Raw genomic sequence first — 21,821 nt, 5'->3', positions numbered from 1 at the left:
TGAATTTATCTCATAGTTTAAAAGAATATAAAATATTTCACTGAAAATTATAGTAAAGAACAGCCTGTTTTGCAACAAAATAAAAGCCCCCCACGCAGGAACAAGCCATACGCAAAAGGCTTTATTAACAATGTTACTCGTTGATCGTGAATTGTCCGATGAGTCTGTTAAGGCTTTCCGACTGCTCCGACAGCTCCTGGGAAACCGCGCTGGATTCTTCTGCAGTGGCGGAGTTGTTCTGAACGACGTTGGAGATCATCTCAATTCCCTTGTCTATTTCGTCCATGCTCTGGGCCTGTTGCTCTGCCAGATCTCCGGTTTGGACGATCATCTCTGTGATCTCTTCCACACTGTGCTGCATTGCGTCCAGAGCCTCGGTGGTTTCTGTAACTACGGCATTACCGTTACTGATCTCATCCATTGTATCGGCGATGAGCTGATGGGTATTCTTGGCGGCTTCACTGGACTGGTCTGCCAGCTTGCCGATCTGATCTGCTACTACTGCGAAGCCTTTTCCTGTCTCGCCTGCTCTTGCGGCCTCGATGGAAGCGTTAAGGGCAAGGAGTGAAGTCTGCTTGGCGATTGCTTCGATTGAATTGGTAACCTGCTCGATCTCCGCGGAAGCTTCGGTGATTCTCGTCATGGCATCTGTAACAAGATGCATCTTGCGGGCACTGGTCTCGGCGTTATCTCTTACAGAGGCTGCCATGTTTTTACTTCTTTCGGCAACTTCTGCGAGCTGCTTGGTCTGCTCTGTTACTGAATTTACAGAAGCGGTAAGTTCTTCAACAGCAGCGGCCTGGTCTGTGGCACCTTCAGCAAGATCGCTGGCACCCTGTGACATATTTGTGGCACCCTGTGATACCTGTGAGGAAGAATTCATAACCTCTGAGAGTGTGCTGGACAGGTTGTCTGAAATGTCTGTAAGTGCAGCTCTGATGGCCTGATAATCTCCTATGTAGAGCTTTTCGTTCCTGGAACCGGAGGAGAAATCACCTGCTGACATTCTCTTAAGGGTTTCATTAATATCTTTTACAATGTTTTCTATAACATTGGTGGATGCTGTAATATCATCGGCAAGTTTGCCAAGTTCGTCCTGCGAATCTGTATTGACCTTGACCTCCAGTTTACCTTTGGCCATGTCATCCGCTGCATTGGAGATTGCTTCGATGGGACCAAGGATACTGTTTGTGATGGCAATTCTTGCCTTGTTCGAAGAAATGATCGCATATATTACAACCAAAAGAGATATCGCAGTCATAATAATGACAGAGGTAATAGCAATTGTGTAAGCAGACTTGGCCTGCTCCTTGGCGGAGATTCCTATTTCTTTAAAATCCTTAACGACAACTTTGATGGCTTCGTTTACAGTACCTACATAATAATTGTAGATTTCCTCCTTGGAAGAGCCGGAGGCGGTCATATTTGTCAGTTCATCATCACAGTTATCGATATCCTTTACATGCTGGTAGGCTGCAGTAAGATCACCCTTATAATACTTGGAAAGACTGTCCAGACCATCATTAAGCTCCTGGAGCTTCTCCTGAACTCCTGCCAGTTGTTCCTCGCGGTCGTCAGCCTCTATGGCGCTCATGGACCACAGATAGTATTTGGCCAGAGCCTGAATGGTTATTCTGATCTCACCCTGCTGACTGTTCTGCTCATAATAAACCGCATAGATGCTATGCAGATTGAAAAGAGAAAGTACGTCAATAAGAATGACCACAATAAAAATAATGATAAGATTATTTGTTAAACGGTTAAAGACTTTTTTGAATTTATCGGAAATTTTTAAGTTTTTAAAAATGTCCTGTTTGGAATCATTACCACGTTTGTCGTTTTCAGCCATGATAGAGCCTCCTTATCATCATTTTAATCATCGGAATATGGTTGCAATTGCGACATCTTATATCTAATATTCTATGCGTTTTGACGGATTATTGTAATAAAAATGTATAAAATAATATAAAAAATTGGAAAATTAAAATTTTGCTTTTACTTATTAGGATAATGAGTGTACTATAGTGTAGGCGATTAATGGACAAAAAAAGGGTTTTGGACCGTTTGTCTTAGAACCGATAGGAGGATATGTAGATGGTAAAAGCAGTAGTTGGTGCCAATTGGGGTGATGAAGGAAAAGGTAAGATCACAGATACTCTCGCAGACCAGGCGGATGTGGTAATCCGTTTCCAGGGCGGAGCAAATGCAGGGCATACCATTGTCAATCAGTATGGTAAGTTCGCACTGCACACAATGCCTTCGGGAGTATTTCATCAGAATATAATGAATATCATAGGTAACGGCGTTGCCTTTGATATCACCAAGTTCATGAATGAGCTTAAAGAGGTAACCTCCAAGGGGGTTCCGGCACCTCAGATCATGATCTCTGACAGGGTACAGGTAATGATGCCCTATCATGTACTTTTCGATACATTGGAGGAGGCAAGACTTGCAGGTAAGAGCTTTGGTTCAACCAAGTCAGGTATTGCACCTTTTTATTCAGATAAATATGCCAAGATCGGCTGGCAGATCAATGAGTTTTTCCAGGATGATGATGTAATTAAGGAAAAGATCGCAAGAATCGCTGAGATCAAGGACGTTCTTCTTGTTAACCTCTATCATTCAGATCCTATTGATCAGGAAGCACTCTTTAACCAGATCGTTGATTGGAGAGAGCAGGTAAGAGATTATGTTGGAAACGTATCCCTTTACCTTGACAAGGCTATCAAGGAAGGTAAGACAATCCTCCTTGAAGGACAGCTCGGAACCATGAAGGATCCCGACCATGGAATCTATCCCATGGTTACATCTTCCTCACCTCTTGCAGCTTATGGCGCAATCGGCGCAGGAATCCCTCCTTATGAGATCAAGCAGATCGTTACAGTATCCAAGGCATATTCTTCAGCTGTAGGAGCAGGTGCATTTGTGTCCGAGCTCTTTGGTGATGAGGCAGAGGAACTCAGAAGACGCGGAGGCGACGGCGGTGAGTACGGCGCTACCACAGGAAGACCCAGAAGAGTTGGCTGGTATGACTGCGTTGCAAGTAAGTACGGCTGCAGACTTCAGGGCACAACCGATGTAGCCTTCACTGTACTTGATGTTCTGGGATATCTTGATGAGATCCCTGTATGTGTAGGCTATGACATTGACGGAGAGGTTACTACAGAGTTCCCTGTAACACACCTTCTTGACAAGGCTAAGCCCGTATTCAAGACTCTTCCCGGTTGGAAGTGCGACATCAGAGGCATCAAGAACTATGAGGAGCTTCCGGAGAACTGCCGTAATTACATCGAGTTCATCGAGAAGGAGATCGGCTATCCCATCACTATGGTTAGTAACGGACCTGCCAGAACAGATATTATTTACAGAAAGAGCAATTTAAAAAATGACTGATAACAATAAGGAAAAGACTCCTACCTATAAAAGAGTACTGGCACTTGCCGGAATAGTACTTCTTGTGGGAATGTATGTGGCACTGTTCGTGCTGGCCCTTGTAGGGTCTCCCGCCACCTTCAATCTGTTTGTCGGATGCGTGGCCGCTACTGTGGCAATTCCCATTATGCTGTGGTTACTCATCTGGGTAATAGGAGCTATGACCGGAAGACATACCATTGCATCCCTGGATGCCATGACCAGCAACAAGCAGCATGACAAGTACGGCAATGTTATCCCGGAGGGCAAGATTGATACTGTTGTCTTTGATATAGGCAATGTACTTGGCACCTTTGTATGGCGAGAATTTATCAAAAACAAGGGCTATGATGAGCAGATGACAGATCGCATCGCCAAGGCTTCCGTACTTAGTGAAGACTGGGTGGAGTTCGATAAGGGCAATCTTACTACAAGACAGATTGCAGAGAAGTTTGCGGAGAATGACCCTGAGATAGCCGGTGATCTTCTTGGTATCTTCACGGATCTTAATGACATTATTGAGAAAAGAGAAGAGACCGTGCCTTGGATCAGATCCCTTAAGGCAGCAGGTTATCGCGTGTACTACCTTTCCAATTTTTCCAAGGAAGCTCTTGAAGGGAATGAGGAGCCCATGGCATTTATTTCCGAGTGCGACGGCGGAATCTTAAGCTACAGAGAGCACGTGGTTAAGCCTGATCCGGCAATCTACAATCTCCTTGCAAGCCGCTACGATCTTGTACCGGAGAAGACAGTATTTATTGACGATACCAAGGTCAATATCGATGCAGCCAGGTCTCTTGGCTGGAACGGTATCGTATACGAATCATACGAGCAGGTTGTAAAAGACTTGCACAATCTGGGAGTCAGATATTAAGATAGTTAAGTAGTTTTTAGTGTAGATTTTTATTTACGGAGGAAGAAAAAATGTTTTGTCCAAATTGCGGGGCTGAGATACCTGATAACAGTGTGTTCTGTTCAAATTGCGGTGCATCCATTTCATCACAGAATGCTCAGCCACAGATGAACGGTCAGTTTTCCAATACACAGAGCGCTCCCTACCAGGAGCCTCAGATTAAGGGCTTTGACCCTGACAGTGCTTTTTCACAGCAGCCCTCGCCGACTCCTGCGGCACCTCAGCCATATCAGGGACAGCAGGGTTATCAGAACGGCACCTACAGCCAGTACAACCAGTATACACAGTACAATCAGTATGGCCAGTCCTATCACAAGGATGATACTCTTGATACAGTCATCAAGGTGTTCATGATCCTTTCCTGCGTGGTTGGTGCCTGTGCCTGCTTTATTCCTTTGGCATGGATGATTCCCATGACGGTTATTACTTTCAAGAAGATCGACAAGGGTGAGCTGTTTGATACCGGCTTAAAGGTATGCACACTTCTCTTTGTTGGTATTATCCCCGGAATTCTGATGTTTGTATCCGATTCCGAGAAACAGAAACTCATGTAATTCAGATTAAAAACCTGCACACTTTTGTGGCAGGTTTTTTCTTTATAATAGTGACATTTTTATCTGTACAATTAGGCGACCCCTTGTTATAATGTTTTCGGACTATGACTTGTGTTTTTTGTTGCCCTGATTGTTCGTGAATTGGCTGTAAGCCAGATAAGGAGCGGTTTCTAATGAGCATGGAAAATGACAACAATGTCAATGAAAACAGTGTCGAGGATATCGTTTCAAGATATCGCCCTCAGCTTGAGAAGATTCTTCCATACCTCAGATGGCTGAAGGACAACGCTTCCAATGTTGATGTATCTCACAGTTACAGCAGCAACGATCTTAAGTCTATACCTTTTCCGGTATATGACGCGAATCTGCTTGCTTTTGTCAAGGCGTGCCAGACCACTGAACTTTTGGATCGCAATTATGTCTACGTCTACAGCAGAAATCATTTAAACAGTCCTAAGGACGAGCTTATGTTCATTCAGGATGCCCAGATTACGGACATCGATGATCTGGCTGGCATTCTTTCCAAGTATATTTTATCCGGAATGACCAAGGGCAGCGTATGGAGCGAAGGGGTTCGCAACGGCGTTCTGTACAAGGTTGTTGAGAAGATGGATGAGCTTGTAAGGTTTTGGGGACATGAGGATTCCAAGCCTCTTGCGTAATATTCACCAAGCATAAAACTTTGTTGTGGAGGAGAGATGGGAGAGAAATCCGCACAGAAGAGGAAATACATCCTTGATAAGGCAAGGGTTGTTTTCTCCGAAAAAGGTTATAAGAATGTTACAATGAAGGACATTGTTGACGCCTGCGACATCAGCCGCGGGGGTCTTTATCTCTATTTTTCCAGTACACAGGAATTATTCCTGGCAGTTCTTGCAGATGAAGTTGATGAGGATGACGAAGAGGCAGTTGTGGCAGCTCTTTCCGGAGATGCCTCCGCAGGCGATATGCTTGCTATCTTCCTTAAGGAACAGAAGAAAGCAATCCTCAGAAAAAAGAACAATCTCACTGTCGCGACTTATGAATATTTTTCCGTTCATAAAGTGTCGGCAAAAGATAATCCATTGAAGAATCAGTTTGATACAGCTGTACGCATCGTTGAGAAACTTATCGAAAACGGCGTGGAGACCGGCGAATTCTATTGCGAGAACCCTGTTGGCTGTGCTCGCAATCTTATGTACGTGGTGGAAGGTCTCAAGATCTCATCCAAGACCATCGGCGTTTCCGAGGAAGCAATCGACAGAGAATTAATGTACGTATTGGAAGGCTTAGTGCCCGATGATATAAATAGTTAGTTATTAATTAAAGTGCTTATTATTCTGGATAAGCACTTTTTCTTTAATAAAATGTACCAAGAAATATAAAGGAATGAGGAGATTTTATGAGCACTGTAAGAAGAATCTATGTTGAAAAAAAGGCCCCATTTGCAGGAAAGGCAAGGGAACTGCGCCACGAGATTTCCGGTTATCTGGGGATTAAGAGCGTCAAGGAAGTAAGACAGTTCATCCGCTATGACGTGGAGAATGTTTCCGATGAGGTTTTTGAGAAGGCTTGCAGAACAGTATTCTCAGAGCCCCCTGTAGATGTGCTTTACAGAGAGAATATTGAGATTCCGGAGGGAGCTAAGGTATTCAGCATCGAGGCGCTTCCCGGACAGTTTGACCAGAGAGCGGATTCCGCAGAGCAGTGCGTGCGCTTTATTAAGGGCGATGAGGAGCCTGTCATCAGAACAGCCGTTACCTATATGCTGATCGGCGATGTATCTGATGAAGAGCTTAAGAAGATTCAGGAATACACCATGAACCCGGTTGACAGCAGAATTGCGTCAGACAGTAAGCCCGAAACTCTTGTTGAACACTACGATGAGCCCGAGGATGTCAAGGTCTTCGACGGCTTCAAGGATATGGATGAGAAGAGCCTTAAGGACCTCTATGAGTCCCTGGGCCTTGCCATGACCTTCAATGATTTCAAGTGGATTCAGCAGTACTTTGCAGGTGAGGAGCACAGAGATCCCACTATGACAGAGATCAGGGTTCTTGATACTTACTGGTCAGATCATTGCCGCCACACCACCTTCGGAACAGAGCTTAAGAATATTGAATTTGAAGACGGCTTCTACAAAACTCCCATTGAGAAGTCCTATGAGGATTATCTTGCTGCAAGAGATGATCTCTACAAGACTGAGGAGAAGAAGCAGGAGAAATTCATCTCCCTTATGGATATCGCCCTCATGGGCATGAAGAAACTCAAGGCCGATGGCAAGCTCACGGATATGGAAGTATCTGAGGAGAACAATGCCTGCACAGTTGTTGTACCTGTTGAAGTTGACTACGGCAAGGGACCTGAGACTGAGAACTGGCTTGTGTTCTTCAAGAATGAGACCCACAACCATCCCACAGAGATTGAGCCTTTCGGTGGCGCTGCCACCTGCCTTGGCGGAGCTATCAGAGATCCGCTGTCAGGAAGAGGCTATGTATATCAGGCTATGCGTGTAACTGGCGCAGCCGATCCTACAGTTCCCGTATCTGAGACCATGAAGGGCAAGCTCTCACAGAAAAAGCTGGTTAGAGGCGCTGCTGCAGGTTATTCCTCCTACGGTAACCAGATCGGTCTTGCTACAGGTTATGTCAAGGAAGTATACCATCCCGGCTACGTTGCCAAGAGAATGGAGATCGGTGCTGTCATGGGCGCAGCTCCTCAGGAACACGTTATCAGAGAGAGTGCAGATCCCGGTGATATCATTATCCTTCTGGGCGGAAGAACAGGACGCGATGGCTGCGGCGGAGCAACAGGTTCCTCCAAGGCTCATGATTCCAAGTCTCTTACAAGCTGCGGAGCTGAGGTTCAGAAGGGTAACGCACCCACAGAGAGAAAGCTTCAGAGGCTCTTCAGAAGACCTGAGGTTTCAGAACTTATCAAGAAATGTAACGACTTTGGTGCCGGCGGTGTATCCGTAGCAATCGGTGAGCTGGCTCCCGGTCTTGATATTAACCTTGACCTTGTACCCAAGAAGTATGCCGGTCTTGACGGAACAGAGCTTGCAATCTCCGAGTCACAGGAGAGAATGGCAGTAGTAGTTGCACCCAAGGATGCTGAGCAGTTCCTTGCATATGCTGCAGAGGAGAACCTGGAGGCTGTTAAGGTAGCGGTTGTTACTGAGGAGCCAAGACTTGTCCTTAACTGGAGAGGCAAGAAAATCGTAGATATTAAGAGAGCTTTCCTTGATACCAACGGAGCTCATCAGGAGACTCAGGTCAAGGTTGAGATCCCTGATAGGAAAGACAACTATTTTGACAAGATCGCATCAGAGAGCGCTGCCAAGGCACTGGCTGACGGTGATGCCAAGGCTGCATGGCTGGGTGAACTTGAGGACCTTAACGTATGCTCACAGAAGGGCCTTGTTGAGATGTTCGACTCCTCTATCGGTGCAGGCACAGTTGTTATGCCTTACGGTGGTAAGTACCAGCTTACAGAGACCCAGACAATGATCGCCAAGCTCCCTGTTTTATCAGGTAAGACAGATACAGTTACAATGATGAGCTACGGCTTTGATCCTTATCTTTCAAGCTGGAGCCCATACCATGGTGCAGCCTTCGCAGTAACAGAGTCTGTAGCAAGAATCGTTGCGGCAGGCGGAGATTACAGGAAGCTTCACTTCACCTTCCAGGAGTACTTTAAGAGAATGACTGAGGATCCCACACGTTGGAGTCAGCCTTTCACCGCACTTCTCGGTGCTTTCGATGCTCAGATGAAGTTCGGTATCGCATCCATCGGCGGTAAGGATTCAATGTCCGGGTCCTTCAATGAGATAAATGTTCCTCCTACACTTGTATCTTTTGCTGTAGATGTGGCAAGCCTCAAGGATGTTGTTACACCTGAGCTTAAGAAGGCAGGTAACAAGCTGGTTCAGTTCAAGATTGCCAAGGACGAGTTCGACCTTCCCGATTATGAGAAGATCATGAAGCTCTACGGAGAGATCCACGAGCTTATGGCAAAGGGAGTTATCGTATCAGCTTATGCTGAGGATGCCTACGGAATCGCTGCTGCAGTCAGCAAGATGGCCTTCGGTAACGGCCTTGGAGTTAAGATCGCTGATTCTATCAAGGCTGAGGAACTCTTTACCAACGATATGGCAGACATCATCGCTGAGGTTCCTGCAGATAAGCTGGCAGAGGTTCTTAAGACCACCGGCAGCAGAGAAATCGGTGAGGTTACAGATAAGGCTGCATTCGAGGCAGCAGGCATGACACTTACCATGGAAGAAGCTCTTGCAAGCTGGAAGGGCAAGCTTGAGAAGGTATTCCATTCAACGGTTAATGCAGAGAAGACTCCTGTCGAGAGCGGTCTCTACAAGGCAGACAGCATCTATGTATGTAAGAACAAGGTTGCCAAGCCTACAGTATTTATCCCGGTATTCCCGGGATCTAACTGTGAGTACGACAGTGCACAGGCCTTCCAGAGGGCAGGAGCCAACGTAAATATCAAGATCTTCAGAAACAGAAATGCTCAGGATATTACAGAGTCTGTAGCTGAGTTTAAGAAGGCTATAAATGATGCCCAGATCATCATGTTCCCCGGCGGATTCTCCGCAGGTGATGAGCCTGACGGAAGTGCCAAGTTCTTCGCAACCGCCTTCCAGAACGAGGAGATCAAAGGTGCCGTCGAAGACCTTCTTCATAACAGAGATGGTCTTGCCCTGGGTATCTGCAACGGCTTCCAGGCTATGATCAAGCTGGGCCTTGTACCTAACGGACAGATTACGGGTCAGGATGAGAATTCACCTACCCTTACCTATAACACCATCGGAAGACATATCTCTAAGATGGCATACATCAAGGTTGTATCCAACAATTCACCCTGGCTTGCAGGTGCACAGCTTGGCGGAGTATACACCAATCCCGCATCCCACGGTGAGGGAAGATTCGTTGCCCCGGAAGATGTTCTTAAGAAGCTCTTTGCAAATGGCCAGATCGCAACCCAGTACTGCGACCTTGAGGGCAATGTAACAATGGATGATGAGTGGAATATCAACGGCTCCTACATGGCAGTTGAGGGTATCCTTTCTCCTGACGGAAGATGCCTTGGTAAAATGGCACACTCAGAGCGTCGCGGCGACGGCGTAGCAGTTAACATCTTCGGAGAACAGGACCTTAAGATCTTCGAGTCAGGTGTTAAGTACTTCAAGTAATTAAGATTACGTAACGGAGGAGATTTATGAAAGCATTTTTGATATTGGAGGATGGAACGATCTTCGAGGGTAAGCATATCGGTGCTGACAAGGATATTGTCAGCGAGATCGTTTTTAATACCTCCATGGCCGGATACACAGAAGTGTTTACAGACCCGTCCTATGCGGGACAGGCGGTATGTATGACATATCCTCTTATAGGAAATTACGGTGTTTGTTTAGATGACATGGAATCAGAGAGACCCTGGGTTGATGGCATTATTGTCAGGGAGCTGTCACATGTTGCATCCAATTTCCGCTGCGATATGACACTTCAGGAATTCCTTGAGAAGTACGAGGTTCCGGGAATTGCAGGAATCGATACAAGAAAACTTGTAAGACTTCTTCGTGAAAAGGGCACCATGAACGGCATGATCACCACCAATGAGAACCTTAAGTTCGAGGATGTTAAGGACAAGCTCCATGCCTACACGACAGGTGATGTTGTCAGCAAGGTTACCTGCAAGGAAAAGAAGTTCCTTAAAGGGACGCAGGATCTTGAGGAGAACGGACCTTTATCAGGCAGCGCCTCTTTTAACAAAGAGGATTATGAAGCATGCCTTGCAGGCGATAAGACTAAGAGAGAGAAGAGACCTTCCATCGTTAAGAGCCTTAACGGCAAAGGACTTAAGGTAGCTCTTCTTGATCTTGGAGCCAAGAAGAACATTGCTGATTCTCTTGCCGCAAGAGGCTGCGATGTGACTATATACCCTGCGAATACTACAGCAGAGGAGATCCTTGCGGATGCTCCCGACGGAATCATGCTTTCCAATGGCCCCGGCGACCCCAAGGACTGCCCCGGTGTTATCAGGGAGATCAAGAAGCTCTACGACAGCGACACCACCATTTTTGCAATCTGCCTTGGACATCAGCTGATGGCCCTGGCTACAGGAGCTGACACCTACAAGATGAAGTATGGCCACAGGGGAGGAAACCACCCGGTTAAGGATCTTCAGACCGGCAGAGTATATATCTCCTCACAGAACCACGGCTATGTGGTAAATATGGAGAAGCTGGACAAAACAATAGCTGAGCCTGCATTTATAAATGTCAACGACGGAACCAACGAGGGACTTTCTTATGTGGGAAAGAACATTTTCACCGTTCAGTTCCATCCCGAGGCATGCCCCGGACCTCAGGATTCCAGCTACTTATTTGACAGATTCATAGATATGATTAAAAAGGGAGGTAAGAACTGATGCCAAAGAATAAGGATGTAAAAAAGGTTCTGGTTATCGGTTCCGGACCTATCGTAATCGGACAGGCTGCAGAGTTTGACTATGCGGGAACCCAGGCCTGCCGTTCACTTAAGGAAGAGGGGATAGAGGTAGTTCTTGTTAACTCCAACCCCGCTACCATCATGACAGATAAGGACATCGCTGATGAGGTTTATATCGAGCCTCTTACAGTCAAGGTCCTTGAGCAGATAATTGAAAAAGAAAAGCCCGACTCAATCCTTCCAACCCTGGGAGGTCAGGCCGGACTTAACCTTGGTATGGAGCTGGATGAATCAGGCTTTTTGAAGAGCCATAATGTAAGGCTCCTTGGAACCACAGCTGAGACCATCAGAAAGGCTGAGGACAGACAGGAATTCAAGGACACCATGGAGAAGATCGGTGAGCCCTGCGCAGCATCACTGGTAGTGCATAACGTTCAGGACGGTGTTGCTTTTGCTCAGAAGATCGGCTACCCTGTGGTACTTCGTCCCGCCTTTACACTGGGAGGCTCCGGCGGCGGTATCGCGCACAATCAGGCTGAGTGTGAGGAGATTCTTGAGAATGGACTCAGACTTTCCCGTGCCAACGAGGTTCTTGTTGAGCGCTGCATCGCAGGCTGGAAGGAAATCGAGTATGAGGTAATGAGAGACTCTGCAGGTAACTGCATCACAGTCTGCAACATGGAGAATATCGACCCTGTTGGTGTTCATACAGGTGACTCCATCGTTGTGGCTCCTTCACAGACTCTTTCTGACAAAGAATATCAGATGCTTCGTAGCGCAGCCCTTAACATCATCGATGAGCTGCAGATCACCGGCGGCTGTAACGTACAGTTTGCCCTGCATCCCACAAGCTTTGAGTACTGCGTTATCGAGGTTAACCCAAGAGTTAGCCGTTCATCGGCCCTTGCTTCCAAGGCTACGGGATATCCCATTGCCAAGGTTGCAGCCAAGATTGCTCTTGGATATACATTGGACGAGATCAAGAATGCAATTACAGGCAAGACCTACGCAAGCTTTGAGCCTACATTGGACTACTGCGTAGTTAAGTTCCCTCGTCTTCCTTTTGATAAATTCATTACCGCTAAGAGAACCCTTACAACACAGATGAAGGCCACCGGCGAAGTAATGAGTATCTGCACCAATTTCGAAGGTGCGATGATGAAGGCTATTCGCTCACTGGAGCAGCATGTGGACTGCCTTACAAGCTATGATTTCTCAGAACTTGATGATGAAGAGCTGTCAGCAAGACTTAAGGTAGTTGACGATCAGAGAATCTGGGTAATTGCTGAGGCCCTGAGAAGAGGCATGAGCCATGAGGAGATCCATGACATCACCATGATAGATCTCTGGTTCATCGACAAGATCCACTCACTGGTTAAGATGGAACTCAAACTCTTAAGACTTGGCGAAAAGAGCACCATCGCCCGTCATAAGGTATCTGAGGAGAACGTATCAGAGTACGATGAAGCCAAGAAAATCATCAGTTTCGAAACACTTCTTGCTGCCAAGAAGCTTGAGTATCCCGATAAGGTAATCAGCAGACTTACCAGATTTTCTGTGGAGACCATCAAGGCACTCAGAGATTTCTATGGAATAAAGGCAGCTTACAAGCTGGTTGATACCTGCGCTGCAGAGTTTGAAGCCGAAACTCCTTACTACTATTCCGTATACGGAGATGAGAATGAGGAGGATGAAGCAGGACTTAAGGCAGGCAGTGATAAGAAGAAAATCCTGGTTCTTGGATCCGGCCCCATCCGCATCGGACAGGGTATCGAATTCGACTATTGCTCGGTTCACGCAACCTGGGCATTTAAGAAAGCCGGTTTTGAGACCATTATCATCAATAACAACCCCGAGACTGTAAGTACAGACTTTGACATTGCGGACAAGCTCTATTTTGAGCCTCTTACTCCCGAGGATGTTGAGAACATCGTAAGACTTGAGAAGCCCGACGGAGCTGTTGTTCAGTTCGGTGGTCAGACAGCCATCAAGCTCACTCAGGATCTCATGAAGATGGGCGTTAAGATTTACGGAACCGATGCCAAGGATGTAGACGCAGCTGAGGACAGAGAGATCTTTGACCAGATCCTCGAACAGACTCAGATAAAGCGTGCTCAGGGTGCTACGGTTTATACTGCAGAGGAAGCCAAGGAAGTTGCTAATCGCCTGGGCTATCCCGTACTTGTAAGACCTTCCTATGTTCTTGGAGGACAGGGTATGCAGATTGCCCTTTCTGACGAAGAGATAGAAGAGTTCATGAATATCATCAACAGAATTGCTCAGGATCACCCTATCCTTGTAGATAAGTATCTTCAGGGAATCGAGACTGAGGTTGATGCGGTTTGTGACGGCGAGGACATCGTAATTCCAGGTATCATGGAGCATATCGAGAGATCAGGAATCCACTCCGGCGACTCCATCTCCGTATATCCTGCCCAGTCCCTTTCCGACAAGGTAAAGGAGACCATCGCCGAGTATACAAAGAGACTAGCCAAGGCTCTTCATGTAATCGGACTTATCAACGTACAGTTCATCGCAGTGGGCGATGAGGTATATATCATCGAGGCCAATCCCAGATCCTCAAGAACCGTTCCTTATATCAGCAAGGTAACCGGTATTCCTATCGTTGATCTGGCAGCAGAGGTTATGATGGGCAAGAAACTTAAGGACCTTGGCTACACACCCGGACTTCAGCCTGAGGCAGGGTATGTTGCTATCAAGATGCCTGTATTCTCCTTCGAGAAGATCAGAGGCGCTGAGATCAGCCTCGGACCTGAGATGAAGAGTACCGGTGAGTGTCTTGGGATCAGCAAGAGCTTCAATGAGGCTCTCTACAAGGCTTTCCTTGGCGCAGGTATCAACCTTCCCAAGTACAAGCAGATGATCATTACCGTAAAAGATTCCGACAAGGGCGAGATCATCGACATCGCCCGCAGATTCGAGAAGCTGGGATACATCATCTATGCCACAAGATCTACCTGTGACACTCTTACAGACAACGGTGTCAAGGCTCGTAAGATCAACCGTATCAGCCAGGAATCACCTACGGTCATCGACCTTATCCTGGGACATAAGATAGACCTTGTTATCGACACTCCTACTCAGGGTCGTGACAAGAGCCGTGACGGTTTCCTTATCCGCCGTACAGCCATTGAGACCGGGGTTAATGTTATCACAGCCCTTGATACAGCAAGAGCACTGGTAACCAGCCTTGAGAATGAGAGTACTGAGGAGACACTGCAGCTTGTAGACATCGCAAGAATTTGAGGAAGAATTCATGAAGATTTTAGTGATAAACGGTCCTAACTTAAACTTTCTTGGCATTAGAGAGAAGGCTGTATATGGCAATCAGGACTATGATTACCTTTGCAATATGATCAAAGAAAAGGCAGAGAAGGACGGCGATGAAGTTGAGCTCTATCAGTCCAATCATGAGGGCGCCATCATCGACAGGCTTCAGGCTGCCTACAGCGACGGCACAGAGGGGATTGTCATCAATCCCGGTGCCTACACCCACTACAGCTATGCTATCCATGATGCGCTTAAGAGCCTTGAGGATATCACCAAGGTGGAGATCCATATATCCGACATCCAGTCCAGGGAGGACTTCCGCAAGGTGTCTGTAACAGCCCCGGCCTGCGACAAGCAGATTTACGGTCACGGCCTTAACGGATATCTGGAGGCTATGGATTACTTACATTTTTAGTTGCTGCCTCACCGTTTTTCCCCCGCTCCACAGCATATATAGGGAAACAAGAACCGATCCGAAGATGTCGAAATATCTGGAAACGGCAGACCCCGGTAGCGCAGCTACGACCAAAAGGCTGAGAGTGACGCAGATATCAACCACCGACTTGGCGCCATAGAGCCTTCCCTGAACGCCGAGGATAGTATTTCCGTTTCTCTTATAGAGAGTTGTGTATCTCCACCAGAAAATGGAATTGGCTATAACTCCTGATAAAGCAATCACCATGGCAGGAACGACATTTCCTTTGTCTTCACTGCCGGTGGTGAGGGCCAGTATCAGCATGCTGAGTACACTGATGCACATGATCACACCCACAAAAGTATTGCTGCCGCGGGCAAGGCTTGCCTTCTTTTTGTCATCATAATCCTTATGCTTATCGATGATACAGAACACGACGAAGGATGAAATTATAGCCAGTAGTTCCGCAGTTCTTCTGACAAAATCGGAGATCTGCGTTGAGCTCCTGCCAACGGTAAGGCCCAGTCCCAGGATCAATGGCCCCGGTGAACTTAGTAGCACCGATGTCAAAAGGGTTCGATATCCACTTTCTTTTTTTCTTGAACGTTCCAAATCTTTTTCCATAAGCATCACATATTTAGATATCTGAACATAAGTTCAAAAGGGACTAATACTGCCATGGCAGCCACAGGGCAGAAGAAAGTGTCGAAGCCGCTAAGGACCTTAAGCTCGGTGATGGCAGTTACAATTGCAGTTAACAGGGATATGAATAACACCCAGGGTAGCGGGTATTTACCATAGAAACACAGAGCAATCAGAACACCGAGTAAAGAAAAAATGAACATTGCCATAGTGCCTTCAAGGGATTTCGTTTTCTTTCTACCAATCTTGTGCTTACCGTATTTTTTACCGATAAGCGCAGCTGCGGCATCTCCGGGACCCCAGGCTAATACGCAGGCCAAAACCAGCATCCTTTCTCCGATAAGGCCCCAGCAGATCGTTGCTACCACTGTGTACATTATCACAAACACCAGATAGCTCAGACTAAACTCTCCCTGTTTTCTGGCATTAAAAAAGCTTGTCATTCCGGGGATTTTTGATGCCAGAAATAGTAATGGGCATACAATGACAGCTGCAATTACAAAATAAGATACCGACGTTTTCCAGTCGTCGTATATATACAACCAGACGATGAAAAGCGCTATCGCAACGCTGTGCAGTATTTTTCTAAAGACCTCTTTCGAATAATTTCCCATATTACAAATATACAGGATGGCAATTGATTTGAAAGGAACTTTATCTATAAATAATCAATTGTTTATCTGTATTTTATACTAAAATGTTACAATTTATAATGAGATATTGTACGGGGGTGCAGGTAAATTGGCACCTATAGCGAGAGGATGATAGTTCACTTGAAAACAATGGCATGTATAAACTGCATATTGAGGACAGAATCCTTTGGGGCAACGGATTTTATAAGGAATGATAGAATTCTGCATATTGGCTTGTTCATAATAATTGTACTTCTTGTTGTGATCATCGTAAGGCAGCATAAATACCACCTCAATCAGATAGCAAAATTCCGTAAGATGCAGTACCACGACAATCTTACCGGAGTATACAACTACAAGGGGTTTGTTAATCGTGTGGAAGAACTTATCAGGGAACATCCCGATATCCCTTATATGATGTCTTTTAACAACATCATGGATTTTAAGTACATAAATGACAGCCAGGGAAGAAACTCCGCCAATGAACTTCTTAAGTTCTGGGTGGACAAATCCCTTGAGGTTATGTCAGATGTGGAGGCCATAGGAAGACTTGAGGGAGACCATCTGGCCCTGCTTCTTAGAATAGGCGGCCTTGATAAGATGCAAAAAGAGGAACAGCAGGTCTTTCAACCGGTTCAGGACTTTTCGTAAACAGAGGTAAGAACCTGAAAGTTCGAATTGTCAGCGGAATCTATGTGCTTATGCCGGAAGACTATGAAAATATCGATGTGGACAGAATGATCGACCTGGCAAGAAGCGCTGAGAGAAAGCTTCATGAGAACAAAAAGGACGGCTATGAATTCTATAATCCCAAACAGTGGGAGAAGGGAATGCGTGTTGTTCATATCGTTGGGCGTTTTCCGCTGGCTCTGAAATCCAAGGAGCTAAGGGTCTGGTATCAGCCCCAGATTGACTACGACAGCGGCAAGATCATCGGAGCGGAAGCGTTGTGCAGATGGAATAACCCTGACCTTGGCTTTATTCCGCCCTCAGAGTTCATTCCGGCGCTGGAGGATGCGGGAATTATCTATGACCTTGATTGTTATATCTGGAAGATGGTATGCCATGATCTGGCCGGGTGGAACAAAGAGGGAAAACACAGATGCATATCCGTTAATGTATCAAGACTTGATATTCAAAAGAACAGAGAGCTTCCGGAGTATTTCTGTGATCTTGTGCAGGAATATGATCTGACTCCGGACCAGCTTCACATAGAGATCACGGAAACCGCCTATGTGGAGGATGCGGAGCTTTTGATTAATACCACCTCCAAGCTCAGGGAATACGGTTTTCAGGTTGAAATGGATGATTTCGGAAGCGGTTATTCTTCTCTTAATATGCTTAAGGAGGTTCCTGTCGACAGGATCAAGCTGGATCTTCGCTTCCTCACAGGATCCGGTAACCGCAGGATGGGACAGACGATCCTAAAGCATGTGATCATGATGGCGAGGGATCTTAATACCGGCATAATCGCCGAGGGTGTAGAAGAAAAAGAACAGGCTGATTTTCTTCATGAGCTTGGCTGCCATGCTATGCAGGGATATCTTTTCCATAAGCCGATGCCGGTGGAAGAATTCGAGGAACTGATGGAAAAAATGGATTCTATATCATGATAATTATTAATTGTAAATATAAATTTTTGGAAACTGTGTTGACAATGATGCATGGATAGAGCATAATAAACCTGTCGGTTTTGCTACGAGCCGATAAATACTAAGAAAGCGAGGTAAGGAATTATGATGAATGTGGCAAGAAAATATGACAACCATAATATTTCTAGGACTTTACCTCGGGAAACTGTATTTGGAATGGAATGAACATGAGAATGGGATTCCATATCTGAATATTTTGTTGTGATAGTTTTACCCCGGTTAAGTCTGAGAATAGACATAACCGGGGTTTTTTTGTGCTTTCACACATCCCGGGGAAACATCTGTATACCTGAAGTAAGGTATGCGACAAGCAGTTAATTAGGAGGAACAATGAAGACACTTACAAGTTATGTGCGTAAGCACTGGGCAACCTACACCATGGCCGTGATATTCATGCTCTTTGCCATTGCACTGGACATGCTATATCCGAAAATAACTGAGATTATTGTTAATGAAACCATAGTGAGCAGGGATTTTCACAGATTTGGCCTGTTGCTTTTCCTTATCATTCTTATCGGAATCGGACGAAGCATCTTTGGCTATTTCAAGGAATTTACTTTTGACAAAAACTGTATAACCATAGGCACGGAGATGAGGAAGGACCTGTTTAATCATATTCAGGGGCTGTCTCTTGACTATTTTGACGACACCAACACAGGCGAACTTATGGCCCGTGTCAAGGACGATATAGACAAGGTATTCCAGATGGTTGGAATGGAAGCCATGATGGGAATGGAAGTTCTGCTGAACGTGGTTCTTGTGCTGTATTTCATGGTTAAGATCGATCCGCTTCTGACCATCGTTCCTGTGGTTGCAATGACTATCTGCGGAACAATAGCCATTGTGATGGAAAAGGAATTGGACAAGGTATACGACGAGATCAGTGAGGAAAACGCAACCCTCACCACCATCGCAGAGGAGAACCTGGCAGGGGTAAGAACTGTTAAGGCTTTTTCCAGGGAAAAGATGGAAATAGAGAAGTTCATGAAGCACAACAGGAACTACTACGACCTCAACATGAAGGAGGCCAGGGCTGATGCCAAGTATTATCCCATATTTCAGCTTTCTGCTATGCTTCTTCCCGTTATCTGTGCGGTTCTTGGCGGAATCGCAGTTGTTAACGGCAAGATGACACTGGGAAGCCTCACTGCTTACATCATCTACAGCCGCAGCTGTACCTGGCCCATGGAGGAGATTGGCTGGATAGTAAACGGCTTCACCAGCTCTTTTGCCTCTCTTAAGAAAATTAAAAAGATCTATGAGAAGCACTCCACACTGGCTAATAGCGATGCGCCTGTAACACTTCCCGCAATCGATGGAAGCGTTGAATTTGATCATGTTTCCTTATCCTTTGGAGATAAAGAGGTTCTTAAGGACGTGAGCTTTAGCCTTCCCTGCGGCAAGACCCTGGGAATTATGGGCGAGACCGGCTCAGGCAAGTCCACGATAATCAATCTTCTTCAGAGATTCTACGATCCCACCGAGGGCGATATCAGGATCGACGGAGTGAAGATTAAGGACATGGACCTTGGACAGGTCAGAAGCGCCTCAGCAGTAGTTATGCAGGATTCATTCCTCTTCTCGGATTCCATTGTTGAGAACATCAAGATGGGAAGAAGAGATGAGATGACAGAAACAGAAATAGAAAGTGCCGCTAAAATGGCTCAGGCCAGCGACTTTATCGAGAAGCTGGAGAACTCCTACGAAACAGTAATAGGAGAAAGAGGAGTGGGCCTTTCAGGTGGACAAAAGCAGCGTATCAGTATTGCCAGAGCTATTTCCAAAAAGGCTCCCATACTGGTTCTTGACGATTCAACCTCAGCCCTTGATATGGAGACTGAGGCAGAGATACAGAAAACTCTTGATACCATCACAGGAGTCACCCGCGTGATCGTAGCCCACAGAATATCAGCAGTCAGAAATGCGGATGAGATTCTTTTCCTTAAGGATGGACAGATCGCAGAGAGAGGAACCCATGACCAGCTGATGGCAAGAAGAGGCTTGTATTACGACACCTACGTGGCACAGTACGGACAACTTGAAGAAAGGAAGGTGAGTGCGTAATGGCAGCTAATTCATTTCGCGAAGACGAGACCATTAAGAACACGGACATGAAGAAGGTCTTCGTCAGAATGATGGGCTATCTTAAGGCGCATATAGCAGAGATAATACCGGTATTGATATCACTTGTGGTTTGTGTGCTTATCAATCTGGTGAGCCCGCTTTTTATGGAATATGCAATAGATGTTCATGTGGCGAACAGAAATGTGACGGGGCTACTCTTAACAGCGGGAGCCATCGTCCTTCTGGGTCTTGTATATGCAGGCTTTGTTAAGCTTCGTATTTACTTCATGAGCAGGATCGGAAACAAAATATTATTGGACATCAGACAGGAGCTCTATGAACATGTCCAGACCTTGTCACTGACATTTTTTGACTCAAGACCAACAGGTAAGATCCTGTCCAGGATCATCGGTGATGTTAACTCCCTGAAGGAGGTCATGAACAATACCATCACCAATCTGATCCCCAACTTTGTGACGGTCTTTGGCGTAGTTGTGATAATGATGGTCAAGGACTGGAAACTGGCCCTTGGTACTCTGTGCTCCATGCCATTAATGATGGCCGCTATCTTCTGGATCAGAGGAAAAAACCACAAGGGCTGGCAGGATGTGAGAAAGAAATCCTCCAACTTAAGTGCCTATATCCATGAGGATATCGCCGGAATCTCCGTGGTTCAGAGCTTTAGTGCGGAAAATGAGACCAAGAGTACCTTCAGAGACCTGGCCAATGAGCACAGGGATGCTTATATCAAGGCCTGCATGTATTCTGATCTCTTCGGACCTGCAATCGATATGAGCTGGGCTGTCAGCAGCATGGTGATGTATCTGGTGGCAGTGGTATTTCTTGGATATACAGAGGCTAGTGTGGGCATGATCGTTGCCTTTGCAACCTATGCAAATATGTTCTGGAGACCAATCATGGGGCTTTCCGGATATTATAACCAGCTGGTGACAAATATGTCTGCGGCAGAGAGAGTATTTGATCTTCTCGACACTGAGGCTGAGATCGTGGATAAGGAAGGCGCTACGGAGCTTCCTGAGATAAAGGGTGAGGTTTCCTTCGAGAACGTTGGCTTTACCTATGATGAGGGGACTAAAGAGGAGACCAAGGTCCTTGAGAATGTCAGCTTCACTGCAAAGCCCGGTGAGACCATCGCTCTTGTTGGCCCCACAGGCGCAGGTAAGACTACAATTGTTAACCTTATCAGCAGGTTCTATGACATTCAGAAGGGCCGCATCCTTATTGACGGTCATGACCTTACTGATGTGACAATAGAGAGCCTTCGTCGTCAGATGGGTGTCATGACCCAGGATAACTTCATCTTCAGCGGAACCGTAAGGGAGAACATTCTCTACGGAAGGCCCGATGCCACTGAGGAGGAGATGATCGCCGCAGCTAAGGCTGTAAATGCACATGATTTTATCACCAAGCTTGAAAAGGGCTATGATACCGAGCTTAAGGAGAGAGGCGCAGGTCTTTCCATCGGACAGAGGCAGCTTATTGCCTTTGCAAGGACCATGATATCCATGCCCAAGATCCTTATCCTGGACGAAGCCACCAGCAGCATTGACACTCACACCGAGATGCTGGTGCAGAAGGGCATTCAGGCTCTTTTGTCAGGAAGGACCAGCTTTGTTATCGCTCACCGTTTATCAACCATCAAGAATGCCGACAGGATCTTCGTGATTAATAACGGAGGCATCTTGGAGAGCGGTAATCATGACCAGCTTATTCAAAAAAAGGGTGCATATTATGACCTTTACATGGCACAGTTTGCCTAATGGTAGTATAATTTAATAAT

The 21,821-nt window shown here is 46.1% G+C and carries 16 protein-coding genes; 13 read left to right on the top strand and 3 right to left on the bottom strand.

Annotation, left to right across the window (positions count from 1 at the left end; all coding sequences use genetic code 11):
- Nucleotides 1-133: 133 nt before the first annotated feature.
- Nucleotides 134-1,849 (bottom strand): methyl-accepting chemotaxis protein, encoded by a 1,716-nt coding sequence (locus NXH67_RS14435; protein WP_272797829.1) that lies wholly within the window; start codon nt 1,847-1,849, stop codon nt 134-136.
- Nucleotides 1,850-2,094: 245 nt separating this feature from the next.
- Between NXH67_RS14435 and NXH67_RS14430 the strand changes: the two genes are divergently transcribed.
- The 9 genes from NXH67_RS14430 to NXH67_RS14390 all read left to right on the top strand — a co-directional run bounded on the left by NXH67_RS14430 (nt 2,095) and on the right by NXH67_RS14390 (nt 15,030).
- The gene (locus NXH67_RS14430; RefSeq protein WP_022777850.1) at nt 2,095-3,393 is read left to right on the top strand and encodes an adenylosuccinate synthase; all 1,299 of its coding nucleotides are present in this window, start codon (nt 2,095-2,097) and stop codon (nt 3,391-3,393) included.
- A complete protein-coding gene (locus NXH67_RS14425) occupies nt 3,386-4,285 on the top strand; it encodes an HAD family hydrolase (protein WP_022777849.1) in 900 nt (299 codons plus the stop codon). The genes NXH67_RS14430 and NXH67_RS14425 overlap by 8 nt, the downstream gene beginning before the upstream one ends.
- A 50-nt stretch (nt 4,286-4,335) precedes the next feature.
- Nucleotides 4,336-4,878: a zinc ribbon domain-containing protein gene (locus tag NXH67_RS14420; RefSeq protein WP_272797828.1), complete on the top strand. Its 543-nt coding sequence runs from the start codon at nt 4,336-4,338 to the stop codon at nt 4,876-4,878.
- 173 nt (nt 4,879-5,051) lie between these two features.
- A complete protein-coding gene (locus NXH67_RS14415) occupies nt 5,052-5,540 on the top strand; it encodes a hypothetical protein (protein WP_022777847.1) in 489 nt (162 codons plus the stop codon).
- Nucleotides 5,541-5,576: 36 nt separating this feature from the next.
- Nucleotides 5,577-6,173: a TetR/AcrR family transcriptional regulator gene (locus tag NXH67_RS14410; RefSeq protein WP_272797827.1), complete on the top strand. Its 597-nt coding sequence runs from the start codon at nt 5,577-5,579 to the stop codon at nt 6,171-6,173.
- Between the two features lie 86 nt (nt 6,174-6,259).
- Nucleotides 6,260-10,066, top strand: a complete 3,807-nt coding sequence (locus NXH67_RS14405; RefSeq protein WP_022777845.1) for a phosphoribosylformylglycinamidine synthase — start codon at nt 6,260-6,262, stop codon at nt 10,064-10,066.
- Between the two features lie 26 nt (nt 10,067-10,092).
- Entirely contained in the window at nt 10,093-11,304 is a 1,212-nt protein-coding gene (locus NXH67_RS14400; RefSeq protein ID WP_022777844.1) for a carbamoyl phosphate synthase small subunit, read from the top strand.
- A complete protein-coding gene (gene carB, locus NXH67_RS14395; RefSeq protein WP_022777843.1) occupies nt 11,304-14,591 on the top strand; it encodes a carbamoyl-phosphate synthase large subunit in 3,288 nt (1,095 codons plus the stop codon). The genes NXH67_RS14400 and carB overlap by 1 nt, the downstream gene beginning before the upstream one ends.
- Before the next feature lie 10 nt (nt 14,592-14,601).
- Nucleotides 14,602-15,030: a type II 3-dehydroquinate dehydratase gene (locus tag NXH67_RS14390; protein ID WP_272797826.1), complete on the top strand. Its 429-nt coding sequence runs from the start codon at nt 14,602-14,604 to the stop codon at nt 15,028-15,030.
- On the opposite strand, the gene NXH67_RS14385 is transcribed toward NXH67_RS14390, so the two are convergent.
- Entirely contained in the window at nt 15,019-15,654 is a 636-nt protein-coding gene (locus NXH67_RS14385) for a cation transporter (RefSeq protein ID WP_272797825.1), read from the bottom strand. The two genes, NXH67_RS14390 and NXH67_RS14385, sit on opposite strands and share 12 nt — an antisense overlap.
- Before the next feature lie 5 nt (nt 15,655-15,659).
- The gene (locus tag NXH67_RS14380) at nt 15,660-16,286 is read right to left on the bottom strand and encodes a diacylglycerol/polyprenol kinase family protein (protein WP_272797824.1); all 627 of its coding nucleotides are present in this window, start codon (nt 16,284-16,286) and stop codon (nt 15,660-15,662) included.
- A gap of 252 nt (nt 16,287-16,538) precedes the next feature.
- Between NXH67_RS14380 and NXH67_RS14375 the strand changes: the two genes are divergently transcribed.
- From NXH67_RS14375 to NXH67_RS14360, 4 genes are all read left to right on the top strand, one after another.
- On the top strand, nt 16,539-16,955 hold the full coding sequence (locus NXH67_RS14375) for a diguanylate cyclase domain-containing protein (RefSeq protein ID WP_272797823.1): 417 nt from the start codon (nt 16,539-16,541) through the stop codon (nt 16,953-16,955).
- Between the two features lie 50 nt (nt 16,956-17,005).
- Complete coding sequence (locus tag NXH67_RS14370) at nt 17,006-17,917, top strand: EAL domain-containing protein (protein WP_272797822.1); 912 nt, start codon at nt 17,006-17,008, stop codon at nt 17,915-17,917.
- Nucleotides 17,918-18,286: 369 nt separating this feature from the next.
- Complete coding sequence (locus tag NXH67_RS14365) at nt 18,287-20,020, top strand: ABC transporter ATP-binding protein (RefSeq protein WP_022777838.1); 1,734 nt, start codon at nt 18,287-18,289, stop codon at nt 20,018-20,020.
- Nucleotides 20,020-21,801: an ABC transporter ATP-binding protein gene (locus NXH67_RS14360; RefSeq protein WP_272797821.1), complete on the top strand. Its 1,782-nt coding sequence runs from the start codon at nt 20,020-20,022 to the stop codon at nt 21,799-21,801. The genes NXH67_RS14365 and NXH67_RS14360 overlap by 1 nt, the downstream gene beginning before the upstream one ends.
- Nucleotides 21,802-21,821: the final 20 nt, after the last annotated feature.

Source organism: Butyrivibrio sp. DSM 10294 (genome assembly GCF_028539135.1).
In the GTDB taxonomy this organism is placed as follows: domain Bacteria; phylum Bacillota; class Clostridia; order Lachnospirales; family Lachnospiraceae; genus Butyrivibrio.
Note: the sequence above shows the minus strand (reverse complement) of the source record. Positions and strands in the feature narration are given on the sequence as shown.